Origin of the sequence: Pseudomonas sp. DVZ6 (genome assembly GCF_024259445.1) — a bacterium.
Taxonomy (GTDB): Bacteria; Pseudomonadota; Gammaproteobacteria; order Pseudomonadales; family Pseudomonadaceae; genus Aquipseudomonas; species Aquipseudomonas peradeniyensis.
This window is the reverse complement of record NZ_JANCLM010000011.1, coordinates 19402-37747: the sequence shown is the minus strand read 5'-3', so window position 1 is coordinate 37747 and position 18346 is coordinate 19402. Positions and strand designations below refer to the sequence as shown.

Sequence of the window (18346 nt, the reverse complement as noted above, 5' to 3'; positions counted from 1 at the left end):
CAAACGCGAAAGATACCACGATGTGAGGTTACACTTGCGCCCGGGCTGGCCAAGCCAAGGAGATTTCTGCCAGACGTGGGAGCAAAACCGCCTGGATGTGGTCAGAGGATGACTTTGAAGAAGCTGGAGACGATGTAGATGAAATGGGTAGCAGCAGCGGTGGCGCTGACGTTGGGTGGCTGTGTCAGCGTGACGGAGCTCGAGCAGTCCCACGCGACGCTGGATGTGATCTCCGGCAAGACGCCGCGCGAGTATGCCGACTGCGTCAAGCGCAAGCTGGCCGATACGCGTGATCCCTTGCAGGAAGAGGTGCGTGGCGATGGCTTGCGCCTGACCGTGCCGCAGAAGGTGTCGGCCGGCGTCGGCCCTGCGGCGCTGCTCGATATCGACAAGCGCGGCAGTGGCAGCGCGATCAAGGTGTACGAGCGGTTGAACAACTTCCCGCTGCGCCTGGGTGATGTGCGCACCTCGGCGACCCAGTGCATCTCCGGTTCTTGATCCAGCTCAGTTAATCGGCAATTAGCTGGCGGTTTGCCACTTTCCTTCCCGGTGACACGTTGTCGCACGTCGGGGAATAGGCCTAGTATTTCTGGGCTTATATCGTTTAAGCCTAAGCTTATAACAAGGAAATGGAGCCTCCGTGATGAAACCCCTGAGCCATGTCGTGATCGGCAGCCTGCTGATCTTGGCCTGGCCCTCGGCGCACGCTGCCGATGGCCAGAAAATCTTCAACCAGGGCGGGCAGAACCCCGCCGCCATGGCCTGCCTGGGCTGCCATGGTCCGGACGGCAAGGGTATCGCCGCCGCCGGTTTTCCCCGTCTTGCCGGCCTGCCTGCCGGCTATCTCAGCAAGCAATTGCATGACTTTCGCAACGGCAGCCGCAAGCAGGCGGTGATGGAACCGTTGGCCAAGGCCCTGGACGATGCCGAGATCGAGGCGGTCAGCGCCTACCTGGCCAAGCTGCCGGCCGATGCCGCGGCGGACACGCGCCGCCAGCAGATTGCCAACGATCCGGTGACCCGTCTGGCCGTCTACGGCGACTGGAGTCGACTGATACCTGGTTGCGTGCAGTGCCACGGTCCTGGCGGCAGTGGCGTCGGTGAGCACTTCCCGCCACTGGCCGGACAACCCGCCGGTTACCTGGTGGCGCAACTCAACGCCTGGCGCGATGGCAGTCGCAGCAATGATCCCAACCAGTTGATGGTCAACGTGGCCAAGGCGATGACCGATGCCGAGGTCAAGGCGGTCGCCGACTACTTCGCCCAACCGGCCAGCCAGGAGGTCAAGCCATGAAAGTCCTGATGCCAACCCTGCTGCTGGTGGCCATGGGCACTGCCCAGGCCGCGCCCATTGCCATGGAAGACCAGTCCCAGCTCAAGGTCCCGGGTGTGCAGGCTGCCCCGCAGTTCGTGCCGCCTGCGGAAAGCGCGATCCCGGACAACGCCTTCGGCAAGATGATTCGTGAAGGCCACGCCCTGTTTGTCGATACCCGCCGGCTGATGCCCGAAGCGGTCGGCAACGGCTTGAACTGCAGCAACTGCCACCTCGACCAGGGGCGCCTGGCGCATTCCGCGCCGCTGTGGGGGGCGTACCCGATGTATCCGGCGTATCGCAAGAAGAACGACAAGGTCAACACCTTCGCCGAGCGTATCCAGGGCTGCTTTACCTTCAGCATGAACGGCAAGCCGCCGGCGGCCGACAGCCCGCAGATGACCGCCTTGAGCGTTTACGCCTACTGGCTGTCGACCCAGGCGCCGACCGGTGTGGAGATCGCCGGTCGTGGCTACCCGGAAGTGCCCAAGCCCGAAGGCGGTTACGACTTCAAGCGCGGCAAGCAGGTGTACGACGAGCAATGCGCGATCTGCCACGGCGGCAATGGCGAAGGGCAGAAGGTGGCCGGGGAGTACGTGATGCCGCCGCTGTGGGGCAAGGACTCCTACAACTGGGGCGCCGGCATGCACCGGATCAATACTGCGGCGTCGTTCATCAAATACAACATGCCACTGGGCAAGCCCGGCAGCCTGAGCGACCAGCAGGCGTGGGACGTGGCGGCGTGGATCAACCGCCATGAGCGGCCGCAGGATCCGCGGCTGGTCGAAGGCTCGATCGAGAAGACCCGGCTGAAGTTCCATGCCAACGACGGGGTCAACCTGTACGGGCAGAAAGTTGATGGCGTGTTGATCGGGCAGGGGATCGGCGGTTGAGCTGAAACCCTCGCGGGGCAAGCCCGCTCCCACGCCCAGCAAGGGACGATCGTGGGGTCGGGCCCGCCCCGCGATGATGTCGCCGGTCGCCTGAAATTCACGGCCTGGCGGAACTATCTACACTGGAATGTCTCTATGATGGCATCGGCCAGCGCGGGGGGCATTGTAAGGTGACCGCCGCCTGATTAGACTGCGCCGAATTTCGTACGCAAAGCCCTTGTTAAGGACGTATATGATCAAGAAATGCTTGTTCCCGGCAGCCGGTTACGGCACCCGCTTCCTGCCCGCTACCAAAGCCATGCCCAAGGAAATGCTGCCGGTGGTCAACAAGCCACTGATCCAGTATGGCGTTGAAGAAGCGCTGGACGCCGGCCTCAACGAGATCTCCATCGTCACCGGCCGTGGCAAGCGTGCCCTGGAAGACCACTTCGACATCAGCTACGAGCTGGAAAACCAGATCAAGGGTACCGACAAGGAGAAATACCTGGTCGGCATCCGTCGTCTGCTCGACGAGTGCTCGTTCTCCTACACCCGCCAGACCGAGATGAAAGGCCTGGGTCACGCGATCCTCACCGGTCGTCCGCTGATCGGCGACGAGCCGTTCGCCGTGGTGCTGGCCGACGACCTGTGCGTCAACCTCGAAGGTGACGGCGTACTCAAGCAGATGGTCAAGCTGTACAAGCAGTACCGCTGCACCATCGTGGCGATCATGGAAGTCGACCCTCAGGAAACCAGCAAGTACGGCGTGATCGCCGGTGACCTGATTGGTGACGACCTGTACCGCGTACGCAACATGGTCGAGAAGCCAAAGCCTGAAGATGCACCGTCGAACCTGGCGATCATCGGTCGCTACATCATGACCCCGGACATCTTCAAGCTGATCGAAGAAACCGAGCCGGGCAAGGGCGGTGAAATCCAGATCACCGACGCCCTGATGAAGCAGGCCCAGGACGGCTGCGTCATCGCCTACAAGTTCAAGGGCAAGCGTTTCGACTGCGGTGGCGCCGAAGGCTACATCGAGGCGACCAACTTCTGCTTCGAGAACTTCTACAAGACCGGCAAGGCTTACTGAGTCCCCGGCGTTGTAAAAAGCCACCTTCGGGTGGCTTTTTTGTTTGCGGCGGCCAACGGCGCTATGCTGGGCGCCTGCCCAGGAGACTGAATACATGGCTTACGATTTTGATCTGTTCGTGATTGGCGCCGGTTCCGGCGGTGTGCGCGCGGCGCGTTTTGCTGCGGGTTTCGGCGCAAAAGTGGCGGTGGCCGAGAGCCGCTACCTCGGCGGCACCTGCGTCAATGTCGGCTGCGTACCGAAGAAACTGCTGGTGTACGGCGCCCATGTCGCCGACGAACTGGAACAGGCTGCAGGTTTCGGCTGGACCCTGGAAGAGGGCCACTTCGACTGGGGCACGCTGATCGCCAACAAGAACCGCGAGATCGAGCGCCTCAACGGCATCTACCGCAACTTGCTGGTCAACAGCGGCGTCACCCTGTTGCAGGGCCACGCCCGCATCACCGGCGCCAATGAGGTGGAGGTCGAGGGCCAGCGCTACAGTGCCGCCAACATCCTCATCGCTACCGGCGGCTGGCCGCAGGTGCCGGACATTCCGGGCAAGGAACTGGCCATCACGTCCAACGAGGCGTTCTACCTCAAGCAACTGCCGCGACGCGTGCTGGTGGTGGGCGGTGGTTACATCGCCGTGGAGTTCGCCGGGATCTTCCAGGGCCTGGGCGCCGACACCACGCTGCTGTATCGGGGCGATCTGTTCCTGCGCGGTTTCGACGGCTCGGTGCGCACGCACCTGAAGGAAGAACTGGAAAAACGCGGCATGGACCTGCAATTCAACGCCGACATCCAGCGTATCGACAAGCTTGCAGACGGCAGCCTCAAGGCCACCCTCAAGGATGGTCGCGAGCTGGTCGCCGATTGCGTGTTCTACGCCACCGGCCGTCGGCCGATGCTGGATAACCTGGGCCTGGAGAACACCGGCGTGGAGCTGGACGAGCGCGGTTACATTCGCGTGGACCAGCAGTACCAGACCACCGCCCCGTCGATCCTGGCCATCGGCGACGTGATCGGCCGCGTGCAACTGACCCCGGTGGCGCTGGCCGAAGGCATGGCCGTGGCCCGCCGCCTGTTCAAGCCCGAGCAGTACCGCACGGTCGACTACCAGAACATTCCGACCGCAGTGTTCAGCCAGCCGCCAATCGGCACCGTGGGCCTGACCGAGGAGCAGGCGCTGGCCGCCGGGCACAAGGTGCAGATCTTCGAGAGCCGCTTCCGGGCGATGAAGCTGACCCTGACCGATATCCAGGAAAAGACCCTGATGAAGCTGGTGGTCGATGCCGACACCGACAAGGTGCTGGGCTGCCACATGGTCGGGCCGGATGCTGGCGAGATCATCCAGGGCCTGGGGATCGCCCTGAAGGCAGGGGCGACCAAGCAGCAGTTCGACGAGACCATCGGCGTGCACCCGACCGCCGCCGAAGAGTTCGTGACCATGCGCACCGTCACCCGCTGATACGCGTTATCCCAGATCGCGGGGCAAGCCCGCTCCCACGCCTGAAAACCTTCTGGCGTGGGAGCGGGCTTGCCCCGCGATGCATTTTGCCCTCGCAATCCTTTGCTCAGCCCAATCCCTTCTATTAATAATCCCGCCTTATAGCCAAAACCAATCACCAGCATGAGCTTTGCCAATGAGCCTTCGAGGGGACCAGCGGTTAGGATTCTCTCCGTCAACCGAATTCAACCCATGAAGGAGCGTCTCTCATGCCAATCATCAACAGCCAGGTCAAACCGTTCAACGCCACTGCTTTTCACAATGGCGAATTCGTCCAGGTCAGCGAAGCCGACCTGAAAGGCAAGTGGTCCGTCGTGTTCTTCTACCCGGCCGACTTCACCTTCGTCTGCCCGACCGAACTGGGTGACCTTGCTGACAACTACGCCGAGTTCCAGAAGCTGGGCGTGGAAATCTACGGTGTGTCCACCGACACCCACTTCACCCACAAAGCCTGGCACGACACCTCGGACACCATCGGCAAGATCAAGTACCCGCTGATCGGTGACCCGACCCACGTCATCTCGCGCAACTTCGACGTGCTGATCGAAGAAGCCGGCCTGGCCGATCGCGGTACCTTCGTGATCAACCCGGAAGGTCAGATCAAGATCGTTGAAATCAACGACGGTGGTGTAGGCCGTGACGCCAGCGAACTGCTGCGCAAGGTCAAGGCTGCCCAGTACGTTGCCGCCCACCCAGGTGAAGTCTGCCCGGCCAAGTGGAAAGAAGGCGAAGCCACTCTCGCTCCGTCCCTTGACCTGGTCGGCAAGATCTAATTTTCGTCCGATAAGCGCCTGCGCGACGACCATGCTGCGTTGAAAACAGGCTCGGAATGCTCATTTGCAACCAGCAAAGTCGAGCGCGACTCCGACCGTTCCTCGCCTGTTTTCGCCTTGCCTGATCGCCGCGCAGTCACTTCTCGAACGAAAATCCGGTTATGCGCCAATCGCGGGCGGTAGACAGCCGCCAAAGCTGAAGTAGTTACCGCCCCGTAAAAACGCCCGGGCGATCTCGCCTGGGCGTTTTTGTATCCGAGTTTTGAAAAAGGAATCGCCCGTATGTTGGACGCCACGCTTAAATCGCAACTGAAAACCTACCTGGAGCGGGTCACCCAGCCGATCGAGATCGTTGCCTCCCTCGACGACGGCGCGAAGTCCCGCGAACTGCACGACCTGCTGGTGGAAATCGCCGGCCTGTCGAACCTCATTACCTTCAGCGCGGATGGCAACGACGCCCGTCGTCCTTCGTTCTCGCTGAACCGCCCTGGCGCGGATATCAGCCTGCGTTTCGCCGGCATCCCCATGGGCCACGAATTCACCTCCCTGGTGCTGGCGCTGCTGCAGGTCGGCGGCCACCCCTCCAAGGCCAGTGCCGAAGTGATCGAGCAGATCCAGGCGCTGAAGGGCGAATTCACCTTCGAAACCTACTTCTCGCTGTCGTGCCAGAACTGCCCGGACGTGGTCCAGGCGTTGAACCTGATGGCGGTGCTCAACCCCAATGTGCGCCACGTCGCCATCGATGGCGCGCTGTTCCAGGATGAAGTCGAAGCCCGCAAGGTCATGGCGGTGCCGAGCATCTACCTGAACGGCGAAGTGTTCGGCCAGGGCCGCATGGGCCTGGAAGAGATCCTCGGCAAGATCGACACCAATGCCGGCGCTCGCCAGGCCGAGAAGATCAACGCCAAGGACGCCTTCGACGTGCTGGTGGTCGGGGGTGGCCCGGCTGGCGCGGCCGCGGCGATCTACGCCGCCCGTAAAGGCATTCGCACCGGTGTCGCCGCCGAGCGCTTTGGCGGCCAGGTGCTCGACACCCTGGCGATCGAGAACTTCATCTCGGTGCAGGAGACCGAAGGGCCTAAGCTGGCCACGGCCCTTGAAGAGCACGTCAAGCAGTACGACGTCGACATCATGAACCTGCAGCGCGGCGAAGCGCTGATCCCGGCCACCGATGGCGGCCTGCATGAAGTACGCCTGGCCGGCGGCGCCTCGCTCAAGGCCAAGACCGTGATCCTCGCCACCGGCGCCCGCTGGCGTGAAATGAACGTGCCGGGCGAGCAGCAATACCGCGCCCGTGGCGTGGCCTACTGCCCGCACTGCGACGGCCCGCTGTTCAAGGGCAAGCGCGTGGCGGTGATCGGTGGTGGCAACTCCGGCGTGGAAGCGGCCATCGACCTGGCCGGCGTGGTCGCCCAGGTGACCCTGATCGAGTTCGACAGCCAGCTGCGCGCCGATGCCGTGCTGCAGCGCAAGCTGCACAGCCTGCCGAACGTCAAGGTGATCACCAGCGCGCTGACCACCGAAGTGGTCGGCGATGGCGAGAAGGTCACCGGCCTGCGCTACAAGGACCGCACCAGCGACACGCTGCATGACCTGGCGCTGGAAGGCATCTTCGTGCAGATCGGCCTGCTGCCGAACACCGATTGGCTCAAGGGCACGGTGGAGCTTTCGCCGCGTGGCGAGATCATCGTCGATGCCAAGGGCCAGACCAGCATCCCCGGCGTGTTCGCCGCCGGCGACGTGACCACGGTGCCGTACAAGCAGATCGTCATCGCCGTGGGCGAGGGCGCCAAGGCGTCGCTGGCGGCCTTCGATCATCTGATCCGCACTTCGGCGCCGGCCTGACGGCAGCGGGGTGTAAACGTGAAAACGCCGCCATTCCTTCGGGGATGGCGGCGTTCTTGTGTTGGGGCTATCGCGGGCAAGCTCGCCCCATGTGGGTGATCCCGGTCAGGTTGGATTACTCAGCGCCTCGTCGGCGGCCTTGCCGCGACCGCCCAGCCGCACCAGCAGCAACCCGGTCGCCGCCAGCAGGCCACCGGCCATCGGCACCGCCGCATAGCCCAGGTCCAGGCTGATCACCGCGCCACCCAGGGCGGCGCCGACGGCATTGCCCAGGTTGAATGCACCCACGTTGATCGATGACGCCAGCCCCGGAGCCTCGGCTGCGGCGATCATCACTCGCATCTGCAGCGGCGGCACCACGGCGAAGGTGAACATCCCCCACACCAGCAAGGCCAGCGCGGCGCCGACATGGCTGCCCAACACCAGCGGCATCAGCAGCATGATCGCCGCCAACGCGCCGAGGAAGATCCGCGCGGCGCCGTCCAGCGACCAGTCGGCCAGCTTGCCGCCCAGGCTGTTGCCGAGGGTGAAGCCGACGCCGATCAGCACCAGGCCGAGGGTGACGAAACTGTCGGAGGCGCCGGTCAGCTCGGCGAGCACCGGGGCGACATAGGTGTACAGGGTGAACATGGCGCCGGCGCCCAGGACCGTGGTGGCCATGGCCAGCAGCACGTTGGGGCGGGCGATCACCGCCAGTTCCTTGCGCACATGGGGCACGCTGCCGCGCTCGCCCTTGGGCAGGGCGTACCACAGCGCCGCGATGGCCAGCACGCCGAGCACCGCGGTGCCGGCGAAGGCCATGCGCCAGCCGACCTGCTGGCCGAGCCAGGTGGCGGCTGGCACGCCGCCGATGTTGGCGATGGTCAGGCCCATGAACATGGTGGCCACGGCGCTGGCCTGCTTGTCCCGGGGTACCACGCTGGCGGCCACCACCGCGCCCAGGCCGAAGAACGCGCCGTGGTTGAGGCTGGTGATCAGGCGCGAGAGCAGCAGGGTGTAGTAGTCCGGCGACAGGGCCGAGAGCAGGTTGCCGACGGTGAAGATGCCCATCAGCATCATCAGCGCGGCACGCTTGCCGAAGCGGCTGAACAGCAAGGTCATGATCGGCGCGCCGACCATCACGCCGATGGCATAGGCGGTGATCAGCATGCCCGCGCTGGGGATGCTGGCACCGACGCCATCGGCGATCACCGGCAACAGGCCCATGGGGGTGAACTCGGTGGTGCCGATGCCGAAGGCGCCGATGGCCAGGGCGAACAGCACCCGTTTGGGGGAAAGCGTGCTCATTGGGAGCTCCGAAAAAGCGGTTGAGAGCGGGGCGGTGGGCCTCCATGCCCGAAGGATATCAGTCCCAGGCTGGCGCCAGGCCGTCCGGGCTGACTTCGCGGCCGTTGCGCTCCAGGGTGGCGATGCGCGCCATGTCGTCGGCGTCAAGGCGCAGGCTGCGGGCAAGCAGGTTGCTGGCCAGGTTCTCGCGTTTGGTGGACGACGGGATAACCGCATAGCCCAGTTGCAATGCCCAGGCCAGGGCCACCTGGGCCACGGTGGCCTTGTGCTTGGCGGCGATCTCGGTCAGCAGCGGATCCTTCAGCACCTTGCCGTAGGCCAGGGTCATGTAGGAGGTGGTAGTGATGCCCTGCTCCTGGAGGAAGGCAGTCAGCTTGCTGTTTTGCAGGTACGGGCTGAGTTCGATCTGGTTGGTGGCGATCTCGCCCTGGCCGACCACGGCGATGGCCTGGCGGGTCAGCTCGATATTGAAGTTGGAGATGCCGATCTGGCGGGTCAGGCCCTGGCGCTTGGCGTCGGCCAGCGCCTGCATGTATTCGGGCAGCTCGACGCCGTTGCCCGGCGCCGGCCAGTGGATCAGCAGCAGGTCGACATGGTCGGTGCGCAGTTTGGCCAGGCTCTCGCGCAGGCTGGGGATCAGTTTGTCGGCGGCGTAGTGGTCGACCCAGATCTTGGTGGTGATGAATAGCTCGTCGCGCGGCACGCCGCTTTCGGCGATGGCCTGGCCGACCTCGGCCTCGTTCTTGTAGATCTGCGCGGTGTCGATGACGCGGTAGCCCAGCGCCAGCGCCGACTTGACCGAATCGATGACGGCCTGGCCGGTGAGGCGGAAGGTACCCAGGCCAAAGGATGGAATGCTCATGCAACTGCTCCTGTCGAGTGAGGGGATCGAGGCCCGGGCAGTGGGGCACGGGATCGAACGGGTAGGCGCAGTGTGCGGTGTTCGGCGGGATTGATTAAGGCGTCGACGCGCCAAGGTCCTTTGACCTGGAGTCATGAATACAGGGTTGGATTGTGAGCGGGGCGAGGCAATGGCGGCTATTGCCGCCATTGCGGGGCAAGCCGGCAGGGGCTGCGCTGACTGCTCTCAGTAACAGCGCAGCCCCGGGGGCGGGCGATCTGTGGCAGGTTGGCAGTGCTGTCAGGCGACCGGTATCAGCGGGTCGGCCGCTGCCAGTGCGGTGGCCCGGTCCGCCGCCGGTGGGTAGATCCACACCGAGTTGATCTGCTGCTTGAGCTGCTTGGCCTCGGCCTTGTCGGTCGGTGGCGAAACGGTGCGTTCCCAGCCTTCGGTGTACACCGCGCCCCAGGCGCCGAGGTCCAGGCAGGTGACGTACTTGGGCTGGCTGTAGGTCATCGGCGCCACGCCGATCAGCTCGGCGGCGGCGTTGTTGCCGGCGTAGCGGCCCAGGGGGATGGCGTGCTGGCAGGACATCACGGCAAAGTTGCCGACCTCGTCGCAGGCCGCGTAGGCCACATCGCCCGCGGCATACACATCCGGGTTGCCGATGACCTTGAGCTGCCCGTCCACATGCAGGCGGCCCTGGCGATCGCGCTCGCCGGTGATCTGCTCGGTCAGCGGGTTGGCCTTGAAGCCGACGGTCCAGACCACCGTATTGGCGGCGATGCGTTCGCCGTTGTCGAGCAGCACGCCGCCAGCATCCACCGAGGCCACCGTGGCGCCGCAGACCCATTCGATGCCCAGCGCCGCCGAGGCCTGCTCGATGGCCGGGCGGATACCGTCGCCCAGGGCGGCGCCGATCTTCGCCCCGCGGTCGACCACGACGATGCGCGGCGTGACCTTGTCGCCCAGGATCGCCCGCAGCCGGCTGGGCAGCTCGGTGGCGGTCTCGATGCCGGTGAAGCCGCCCCCGGCCACCACCACGGTGTTGCGCGCCGGGCTGTCGGGGCGGGCGGCCAGGGACTTGAGGTGTTCTTCCAGGCGGGTGGCTGACTCGATCTTGTCGACGTCGAAGGCGTGGCGGTCGAAGCCTTCCAGCGCCGGGCGGTTGAGCAGGCTGCCGCAGGCCATGATCAGGCGGTCGTAGCCAAGCCTGGCGTCGATGCCGCCGGGCTGGCGGTACGCCACTTCACGGCTGGCCTGGTCGATGTGGTAGGCGCTGCCTTTGACGAAGCGCACGTTGACCGCGTCGAACAGCGCCTGCAACGGCGCGCCCATGGTGTGCACGTCGGGTTCGTAGAAGCGTGGGCGGATGTGCAGTTCCGCCTGGGGGGCGAGCACGGTGATCTGCACGTCGTCGTGTTTGTGCTGGTCGAGCAGGCGGGCGGCGCCGAGGGCGCTCCACAGCCCGGCGAAGCCTGCGCCAATGATCAGGATCTGTTTCATGGGGTGCTCCTGGATGCCGCGATTATCGATGTTGTCGCTGCGGCAGTGGGAAAAGGGTACGCCTTGTGGGTGGGCCTGGATTGCGGCCCGACAGGCGTGCAGCAGATGCTAAAGGCGTGCCCCGTTTGCCCCTAGGCCAAAGAACCCTGGATTTCGGCCAGCGGCACGCTGCGGGCAAAGCGTGCCCGGTAGTCCCGCGGGGTCACCGCCAGATGGCGCTGGAACGCCAGGCGCATGCGCTCCTCGCTGCCGAACCCGCAGTGGCGGGCAACCTGCTCGATATGCTGGTCGGAGTTCTCCAGCAAGCGCCGCGCCGCCTCCAGGCGGAACACTTCGATGGCCTTGGCCGGGGTGCGGCCGGTCTTGTGCTTGTACACCCGGGTGAAGTTGCGCAGGCTCATGCGCGCCTGCTCGGCCAGCCGCTCGACCGTCAGGCGCGGGTCGCCCAGGTGCTCGTTGAGCCACAGGTGCAGGGCCTCGAAGGCGGCGCCGTCCTCGCCCTGGGCCTTGAGCAGTTCGCTGAACTGCGCCTGGCCACCGGGGCGCTTGAGGAACACCACCAGTTCGCGGGCCACCTGCATCGCCACCTCGCGGCCGCAGTCGGCCTCGACCAGGGCCAGCGCCAGGTCGATGCCGGCGCTGACCCCGGCCGAGGTCCACACCTGGTCCTGCTGCACGAAGATCGACTCGGCATCCACCTCGATGGCCGGGAAGCGCCGGTGCAGCGCATCGCACATCGCCCAGTGGGTGGCGGCCCGGCGGCCGTCGAGCAGGCCGGCGGCGGCCAGCAGGAAGGTGCCGCTGCACACCGAGGCGGTGCGTCGGGCGCGCTGGGCGGCCTGGGCCAGCCAGGCGATCAGCTCGGCGTGATCGGGGAGGGTGTGGACGATCTCCGGTGCGCCGGGCACCACCAGGGTGTCAAACGGCTCGCGCAACCAGGGGGCCAACGGTTCGGTGCCTATCGACAGGCCTTCTGCGGTGGGCACTAGGCCGCCTTCGAGGCTGGCAGTGACCAGGCGATAGCCCGGCAGGCCACGCGCGGTACGGGCCTTGGTCGCGGCCCAGAACACCGTCTGCGCGCCGGTGAGGTCGAGCAGGCCCATCTGCGGGTAGGCGAGGAACAGCAGGGTGCGCGGCTGATCCAGGGCGTGCACGGGCGGGGTGGGGATCTGCGGGATGTCGGTCATGGCGCGCTGCTTGTGACGGAGGCGTAGCGCTAAGTCGAGCACCTGGCGCGGCGCCGATCAAGCGCCGCGCGACAGGCGCAGGCGCCGAGGCTTTGCAGGGACAGCGTGGGAGCGGGCTTGCCCCGCGATGACGTCGGCCCAGGTTGGCGAAGCATCGCGGGGCAAGCCCGTTCCCACGCTGCCCCAGTCAGATCGGAGATTTACATTTTGAACCCCGAGTGGGCTGTACCTGCCTCAGAAGCTGTAGTCGACCGTGGCGAAATACGAGCGCGGTGCGCCCAGCAGCCATTGCTCGCCGCTGTAGCTGGACTGGGCGTACTGGCGGTCGAACAGGTTGTTCAACTGCAGGCCCAGGCGCACATCGGGCAGTACCTGCCAGCCCAGGTTGGCATCGACCACGGCGTAGCCCGGCACGCGCTGGTCGTTGGCGGCGCTGGCGTAGCGCTCATCCACGTAACGCAGGCCGATGCCTGCGTCCACGGTCTGGCCAAAGCCCTTGCTCAGCCACAGGTTGGCGGTGCGCCGCGGCACATCCTGCGGGCGGTTGCCAGCACGGTCGTGGACCGTGCCGTTGCTGCCTTCCTCGAGGAAGTCGTCGTACTTGGCCCGCACCAGCGCGGCATTGGCCGAGAGCTGCCACTGGTTGCCCAGCGCCAGTTCCAGGCTGGCCTCCAGGCCGTCGGAGGTCTGCTGGCCGGCCTGCTGGCTGTCGTGGGTGAGCGGGTTGTACACCGGCAGTTTCTTCTTGACGATGTGATAGGCCGCCAACGTCCACTCGCCACGCGCATCCCAGAAGCGTTGCTTCAGGCCGATCTCGGTCTGCTTCGCTTCGGTCAGCTCCAGGCGCTTGTTCGGGCGCTGGGTGAGCAGGTCGCCGACGCCGTCCTCGCTGGTGGAGTACTGCCCGTACAGCGACAGGTCGTCGGTGAGGGCGTACACCAGCCCGGCGCGCCAGTTGCCGCCTTGCAGGCTGCGGTCGCTGCGGGCGTTGTTGACCAGGTCGTCACGGTCGATGTGGTTCTGGTCGCGGCGGATGCCGGTGACCAGTGCGAGACGGTCGCTCAGCTGGGTGCGGTTTTCGGCGAACAGGGCGAAGGTGTCGACCTTGGACAGCGTCTGCGCGCGGGTCGGGCTGAGGCTGTGGAAACCGCCCGGAGCCGGATGCCACGGGTCGAGCGGGTCGCTATTGCCATCGCTGTAGGGCGAGTTGCTGTCGACGTTGAAGCGGATGCGGTTGTATTCGGCGCCGACCACGGTCTTGCTGGCCAGGCCGAACAGGCCATGGTCGAAGGTAAAGCTCTGGCGATCGCCGAGCTGTTCCTGGTTGTGGCGGATCTCGAGGAAGCTGCCGCGCTGGATCACGCCGTTGGCGGCCTCCCAGGCGTAGGACTCGGCGTTGCGCCACTGGCGGCGGCTCTTGATGTAGTAGAGCTGGTTGCTGGCGATGACACTGTCGCTGAGGGTCCAGTCGGTGGTCAGGCGCGTCCACTCGTCGTGGTAGCGCTGTTCGTCGTTGCTGACGTTGTAGTTCTTGCGGCGCACGCTGCTGCGCAGGTGCCCGTCGATCAGCGGGGTGCCGTAGTAGTTGGCTGGTTGCGCATCGCCGCGTTCGTGGGCGAGGGTGAAGCTCAGGTCGTCGCTGGCATCGAAGCGCAGGGCGGCGCTGAGGGCCAGGCTGCGCGAGTCGGTGCGGTCGACCCAGCCGTTGCCGGCCTGCTGGTTGAGGGTCACGCGGTAGCTCAGCCGCTCGCTCAGGCTGCCGCCGCTGTCCAGGCCCAGTTGCTGGCGGTCCCAGGAGCCGTAGCCCAGGCGCAGGTGGTTGCGGATGTCACCGGCGAACGGCTTCTTCGGCACCACGTTGACCACCGCGCCGGTGGCGCCTTCGCCGTACAGCACCGAGGCGGGGCCGCGGATCACGTCGATGCGCTCGACCATCCACGGGTCGACCGGGAAGGTCAGGGTGCCGGCGCCGGCGTACAGGCGCGAGCCGTCGAACAGGGTCATCACCGAACTCTGCCCGGTGAAGCCCCGGGCCGACAGGCCGGTACCGCCGTCGCCCGGTGTGCCGATGAAGGTCAGGCCCGGCGAGCGGGTCACGGCGTCCTGCACGGTGAGGTTGTTGCGCTGCTGGATCTGCGCCTCGGTCAGGCTGCTGGTGCTGGCCGGGGTGTCCAGGGCGCTGAGGTTCAGGCGCGAGCCGGCCGGGGTTGGCGTGGCCAGGTCGATGACCTGTGGCTCGCGGGTGTCGGTGATCGCCGTGGAGGGCAGGGTGAGGGGCGCCACTTCATGGTCATCGGCCAGGGCTGGCAGGGACACGGCCAGGCAGGCCGCCAGGGTGTGAAGCTTGTTGAATCGGGACATGTCGTTCCACTGCTGCAGGAAGGAATGGATCCCGGTGGAAAACACGCAACGGCGAAGCGCGCACGCAGGCGCGCGCGGATACCGGCCTGCGCCCGCCCACCGCGGGTTGCCAAGTGAAGCCTCAGGCCGGTCTCCGGGCTTGCGAGGAGCATGAAGCCTTCACCTTCCCATGCGTGCGCACAGTGGTCTGTCGAAGGATTCGCTCGCTTACCGTTGCGGGGGCAGCGCCGGACTTGTCGTGACAACGACGCACCGGCTTCCCGTTTCACCCTGCGCGCGGCGGCGCAGGACACCTGAAACTGGCGCGCATCTGACCATCGAACGGGTGGCGAGTCAATCGCCTGGGTGGCAGGAAAATATCTGGTGGGGCAATGGGTTAGCTGCAATTGCGTTGTCGCTGATCGCGGGGCAAGCCCGCTCCCACGGCGATACCCTGGCAGCTCCAGGCAATCGGATCGTGGGAGCGGGCTTGCCCCGCGATGGGTTCAGCGCCCGCGCCGACGCGAAACTCGCGCCTCGATGTTCTTGCGCCCGATCAGCAGCGCGGGTTTTTCCACCACCGGCTCGTCTGCCAGCCACTTGTACATCACCAGGCAGTCCACCAGGCCCAGCTCGGCATGGCGGTAAGCCCTGGGCAGGCGGCCGACGGTCTCGAAGCCGAGCTTGTGCCACAGCGCCACCGCCACCTCGTTGCTCGCCACCACCGAATTGAACTGCAGGGCCAGGAAGCCCTCCTGGCGCGCCAGCTTCTGCGAGTGCTCGCACATCAGCCTGGCCACACCCCGGCCGCGGGCCTGCTCGCAGACCATGTAGCCGCAGTTGCCGACATGCCCGCCGGGGCCGGCGGCATTGGCCTTGAGGAAGTAGGAGCCGAGCAGCACGCCGTCGTCCTCGGCCACCAGGGTGCGCAACGGGGTTTCCAGCCACAACCGACGCGCCTGGTCGACGTCCAGGGCCGGGTCGAAGGCGTAGGTCTGGCGGGCCTGGACAATGGCCTGGAAGGTCGGCCAGAAGCGTTCGAAGTCTTCCGGGGTCATGGGGCGGATCTGGATCATGGTGGTTCCTGCACGGACTGAACCGCCAAGTCTGGGTGTCGCGGCGCCGTCGCGCAAGGGCGGCGGCGCCATGAAGTTTCAGGCGCCAGTCTTGCCCACGGCGTCCAGCGCCCTGGCCGAGTAGACCAGCGCGGCGCCGGCGTTCATTGCCACCGCCACGCCCAGGGCCTCGGCGATCTCCTCACGGGTGGCGCCGTGCTTGACCGCCTGCTGCGAATGCACGGCGATGCAGCCGTCGCAGCGGGTGGTGACGGCCACGGCCAACGAGATCAGCTCACGGGTCTTGGCGTCCAGGTGATTGGTCTTGGCCCCGGCGCCGCTGGCGGTCGCGTAGCCGGCCACGGTATCGGGTGAGAGTTGCTTGAGATCGCCGATGCCGGCCATCAACTGCTTACGGTAGGCGTCCCAGTCCATCATGCTCATCGTCTTCACCTTGTCAGGTTGGCAACAGGAGCATTCAGGCTAGTCGATATTTCGCTGGAGGGGCTGGCCCCAGGGAGGATGGATCAAACCCGGGACCTGTTCGAATCACTGGTCAATCGGTCGGTACCCGGCGCAGCGCCGCCGCCAACGCGACGGTCAGTGCCACTGCCAGGCCCATGGCGAGGCCGATGGTCACGGCAACCCCCAATCGTTCCAGCAACCCCGCCATCGCCAGGTAGAATGCAATCACTCCCAGCGCACCAATGGCATTGCCCCGCACCATCGCCGCCATCCCGGCTCGGCCGCCCTGCACATGGGCGAACACCACCAGCGGCCAGGCGATCACCGGAATTGGCGCCAGCATGCCGCTGGTGGCCGGCCCCAGCCAGCTGGCCAGGCTGGTGGTGATCATCAGCAGCGAGGTGGCGGATACCATGCGCAAGGGAATCTCCCAATACCGCTGCCGGGGACGGGCGAGGGTGTCGGGCCTGGGCTCGCGGCCACTGGCGCGGATCAGCACGCCGATCAGCAGCAGCGCCACGGCCACCGACAGGTAAAGCCCACCCCAGTGGGTGAAGGCATAGGCCGCCAGGCCGTAGAACAGGATCGCCAGCAGCACGGCCGGGGCGATATCGACCCTGCGCGTGGCGAACAGGTAGAAGGCGTAGGTGGCCTGCACCGCCGCCAACCCACCCAGCGCGCCGGGCACCGCGCCCAGGGCGAAGCCCGTGCCTTGCTCCAGGCACAGGAAGGTCATCACCAGGGCCGAGGTGATCGGCAGACCGGACAGCAGCCCGCCGAGCAGTCCGCCCCAGCGCCGCGAGGCGAGGGAGATGGCCCACATCAGCAGCGGGGTGACCAGGAGTTTCAGGTAGAAAAGGGTCATTACGCGAGGTTCCGGTTCTGCAGGGTACGCGCCCGCCGTCGGCATTGGGTGGGGCGCGGGTCGATCAGCCGCGGCTGGCCTCAAGGGCCTGGGAGAGGTCGGCGATGATGTCGTCGCTGTGCTCGATGCCGATCGACAGGCGCACCATGTCGCGCGGTACGCCGGCCTTCTCCAGCTCTTCGTCGTTGAGTTGACGATGGGTGGTGGAGGCGGGGTGGCAGGCCAGCGACTTGGCGTCGCCGATGTTGACCAGGCGCACCACCAGTTGCAACGCATCGATGAAGCGCGCCCCGGCGGCCTGGCCGCCCTTGATGCCGAACGACAGGATCGCCGCCGGCTTGCCGCCGGTGTAGCGCCGGGCCAGTTGGTGCTCGGGGTGGTCCGGCAGGCCGGCATATTTCACCCAGGCCACCTGGTCGTGTTCCTGCAGGTAGCGGGCGACCTTGAGCGCATTCTCGGTATGGCGCTCCATGCGCAGGGCCAGGGTCTCCAGGCCTTGCAGGATCAGGAAGGCATTGAATGGCGACAGCGCGGCGCCGGTGTTGCGCAGCGGCACCACGCGGCAGCGACCGATGAAGGCGGCGGGGCCGAAGGCTTCGGTGTAGGTGACGCCGTGGTAGGACGGGTCGGGAGTATTGAGCAGGGCGAAACGCTGCTTGTGGTCGGCCCAGGGGAATGTGCCCGAGTCGATGACGATGCCGCCGATGCTGGTGCCGTGGCCGCCGATGTACTTGGTCAGCGAGTGCACGACGATATCGGCGCCGTGCTCGAACGGGCGGCAGAGAATCGGCGTGGCCACGGTGTTGTCGACGATCAGCGGCACGCCATGGCGGTGGGCTGCCTCGGCCAGCGCGGCGATATCGACGATGTTGCCGGCGGGGTTGCCGATCGACTCGCAGAACACTGCCTTGGTGCGCGCGTCGATCAGGGCCTCGAGGGCGGCGATGTCGTCGTGGGCGGCGAAGCGGGTGGTGATGCCCATGCGCGGCAGGGTGTGGGCCAGCAGGTTGTAGGTGCCGCCGTACAGCTTGGCCACCGAGACGATGTTGTCGCCGGCTTCGGCGACGGTCTGGATGGCGTAGGTGATGGCGGCCATGCCCGAGGCCACGGCCAGCGCGCCGACCCCGCCCTCGAGGGCGGCCATGCGTTGCTCGAGCACGTCGTTGGTGGGGTTCATGATGCGCGAGTAGATGTTGCCCGCGACCTTGAGGTCGAACAGGTCGGCGCCGTGCTGGGTGTCGTCGAAGGCGAACGAGGTGGTCTGGTAGATCGGCACGGCCACCGCCTTGGTGGTCGGGTCGGGGCTGAAGCCCGCGTGGATGGCGAGTGTTTCCAGCTTCATGCGGTCGTTCCTTGAGCGTGGGATGGAAGCGGTTGAGCATGGGCTGGGGCGGCGCTGGCGGTCAAGGGTCGAGG

16 protein-coding genes and 1 riboswitch are annotated in these 18346 nt (G+C 66.0%); of the genes, 7 read left to right on the top strand and 9 right to left on the bottom strand.

Going from position 1 to position 18346, the window contains the following annotated elements; all coding sequences use genetic code 11:
• The first annotated feature begins 138 nt into the window (after window positions 1-138).
• The 7 genes from NMG10_RS08420 (at window position 139) to ahpF (ending at window position 7384) form a co-directional block, all read left to right on the top strand.
• Window positions 139-498 (top strand): hypothetical protein, encoded by a 360-nt coding sequence (locus tag NMG10_RS08420; protein WP_050706248.1) that lies wholly within the window; start codon window positions 139-141, stop codon window positions 496-498.
• Between the two features lie 145 nt (window positions 499-643).
• Window positions 644-1294 carry a cytochrome c gene (locus NMG10_RS08415; RefSeq protein ID WP_254464161.1) on the top strand — a complete coding sequence of 217 codons (651 nt, stop codon included), beginning with the start codon at window positions 644-646 and terminating at the stop codon, window positions 1292-1294.
• Window positions 1291-2205, top strand: coding sequence for a c-type cytochrome (locus tag NMG10_RS08410; protein ID WP_203652309.1), 915 nt, complete (start codon window positions 1291-1293; stop codon window positions 2203-2205). The genes NMG10_RS08415 and NMG10_RS08410 overlap by 4 nt, the downstream gene beginning before the upstream one ends.
• Before the next feature lie 232 nt (window positions 2206-2437).
• Complete coding sequence (gene galU / locus NMG10_RS08405; RefSeq protein WP_010223914.1) at window positions 2438-3277, top strand: UTP--glucose-1-phosphate uridylyltransferase GalU; 840 nt, start codon at window positions 2438-2440, stop codon at window positions 3275-3277.
• 94 nt (window positions 3278-3371) lie between these two features.
• A complete protein-coding gene (gene gorA / locus NMG10_RS08400; RefSeq protein ID WP_203652310.1) occupies window positions 3372-4727 on the top strand; it encodes a glutathione-disulfide reductase in 1356 nt (451 codons plus the stop codon).
• Between the two features lie 248 nt (window positions 4728-4975).
• The gene (ahpC, locus tag NMG10_RS08395; RefSeq protein ID WP_008090543.1) at window positions 4976-5539 is read left to right on the top strand and encodes an alkyl hydroperoxide reductase subunit C; all 564 of its coding nucleotides are present in this window, start codon (window positions 4976-4978) and stop codon (window positions 5537-5539) included.
• Window positions 5540-5821: 282 nt separating this feature from the next.
• Window positions 5822-7384 carry an alkyl hydroperoxide reductase subunit F gene (gene ahpF, locus NMG10_RS08390; RefSeq protein WP_254464160.1) on the top strand — a complete coding sequence of 521 codons (1563 nt, stop codon included), beginning with the start codon at window positions 5822-5824 and terminating at the stop codon, window positions 7382-7384.
• A 105-nt stretch (window positions 7385-7489) separates the two neighbouring features.
• Here the strand turns inward: ahpF and NMG10_RS08385 are convergent, their stop codons facing one another.
• From NMG10_RS08385 to NMG10_RS08345, 9 genes are all read right to left on the bottom strand, one after another.
• On the bottom strand, window positions 7490-8671 hold the full coding sequence (locus NMG10_RS08385) for an MFS transporter (protein WP_254464159.1): 1182 nt from the start codon (window positions 8669-8671) through the stop codon (window positions 7490-7492).
• A 58-nt stretch (window positions 8672-8729) separates the two neighbouring features.
• A complete protein-coding gene (gene dkgB, locus NMG10_RS08380; RefSeq protein ID WP_254464158.1) occupies window positions 8730-9533 on the bottom strand; it encodes a 2,5-didehydrogluconate reductase DkgB in 804 nt (267 codons plus the stop codon).
• A 279-nt stretch (window positions 9534-9812) separates the two neighbouring features.
• On the bottom strand, window positions 9813-11018 hold the full coding sequence (locus NMG10_RS08375; protein WP_232855595.1) for an NAD(P)/FAD-dependent oxidoreductase: 1206 nt from the start codon (window positions 11016-11018) through the stop codon (window positions 9813-9815).
• Window positions 11019-11149: 131 nt separating this feature from the next.
• The gene (locus NMG10_RS08370; protein ID WP_232855594.1) at window positions 11150-12205 is read right to left on the bottom strand and encodes a GlxA family transcriptional regulator; all 1056 of its coding nucleotides are present in this window, start codon (window positions 12203-12205) and stop codon (window positions 11150-11152) included.
• 234 nt (window positions 12206-12439) lie between these two features.
• Window positions 12440-14566: a TonB-dependent siderophore receptor gene (locus tag NMG10_RS08365; protein ID WP_254464157.1), complete on the bottom strand. Its 2127-nt coding sequence runs from the start codon at window positions 14564-14566 to the stop codon at window positions 12440-12442.
• Between the two features lie 106 nt (window positions 14567-14672).
• Window positions 14673-14878, bottom strand: a riboswitch (cobalamin riboswitch).
• Window positions 14879-15051: 173 nt separating this feature from the next.
• Entirely contained in the window at window positions 15052-15621 is a 570-nt protein-coding gene (locus NMG10_RS08360; RefSeq protein ID WP_203652316.1) for a GNAT family N-acetyltransferase, read from the bottom strand.
• Window positions 15622-15699: 78 nt separating this feature from the next.
• The gene (locus tag NMG10_RS08355; protein WP_198742706.1) at window positions 15700-16044 is read right to left on the bottom strand and encodes a carboxymuconolactone decarboxylase family protein; all 345 of its coding nucleotides are present in this window, start codon (window positions 16042-16044) and stop codon (window positions 15700-15702) included.
• Between the two features lie 112 nt (window positions 16045-16156).
• Complete coding sequence (locus NMG10_RS08350; protein WP_234560703.1) at window positions 16157-16930, bottom strand: hypothetical protein; 774 nt, start codon at window positions 16928-16930, stop codon at window positions 16157-16159.
• A gap of 64 nt (window positions 16931-16994) precedes the next feature.
• On the bottom strand, window positions 16995-18272 hold the full coding sequence (locus NMG10_RS08345; RefSeq protein WP_254464156.1) for a bifunctional O-acetylhomoserine aminocarboxypropyltransferase/cysteine synthase: 1278 nt from the start codon (window positions 18270-18272) through the stop codon (window positions 16995-16997).
• Window positions 18273-18346 lie beyond the last annotated feature (74 nt).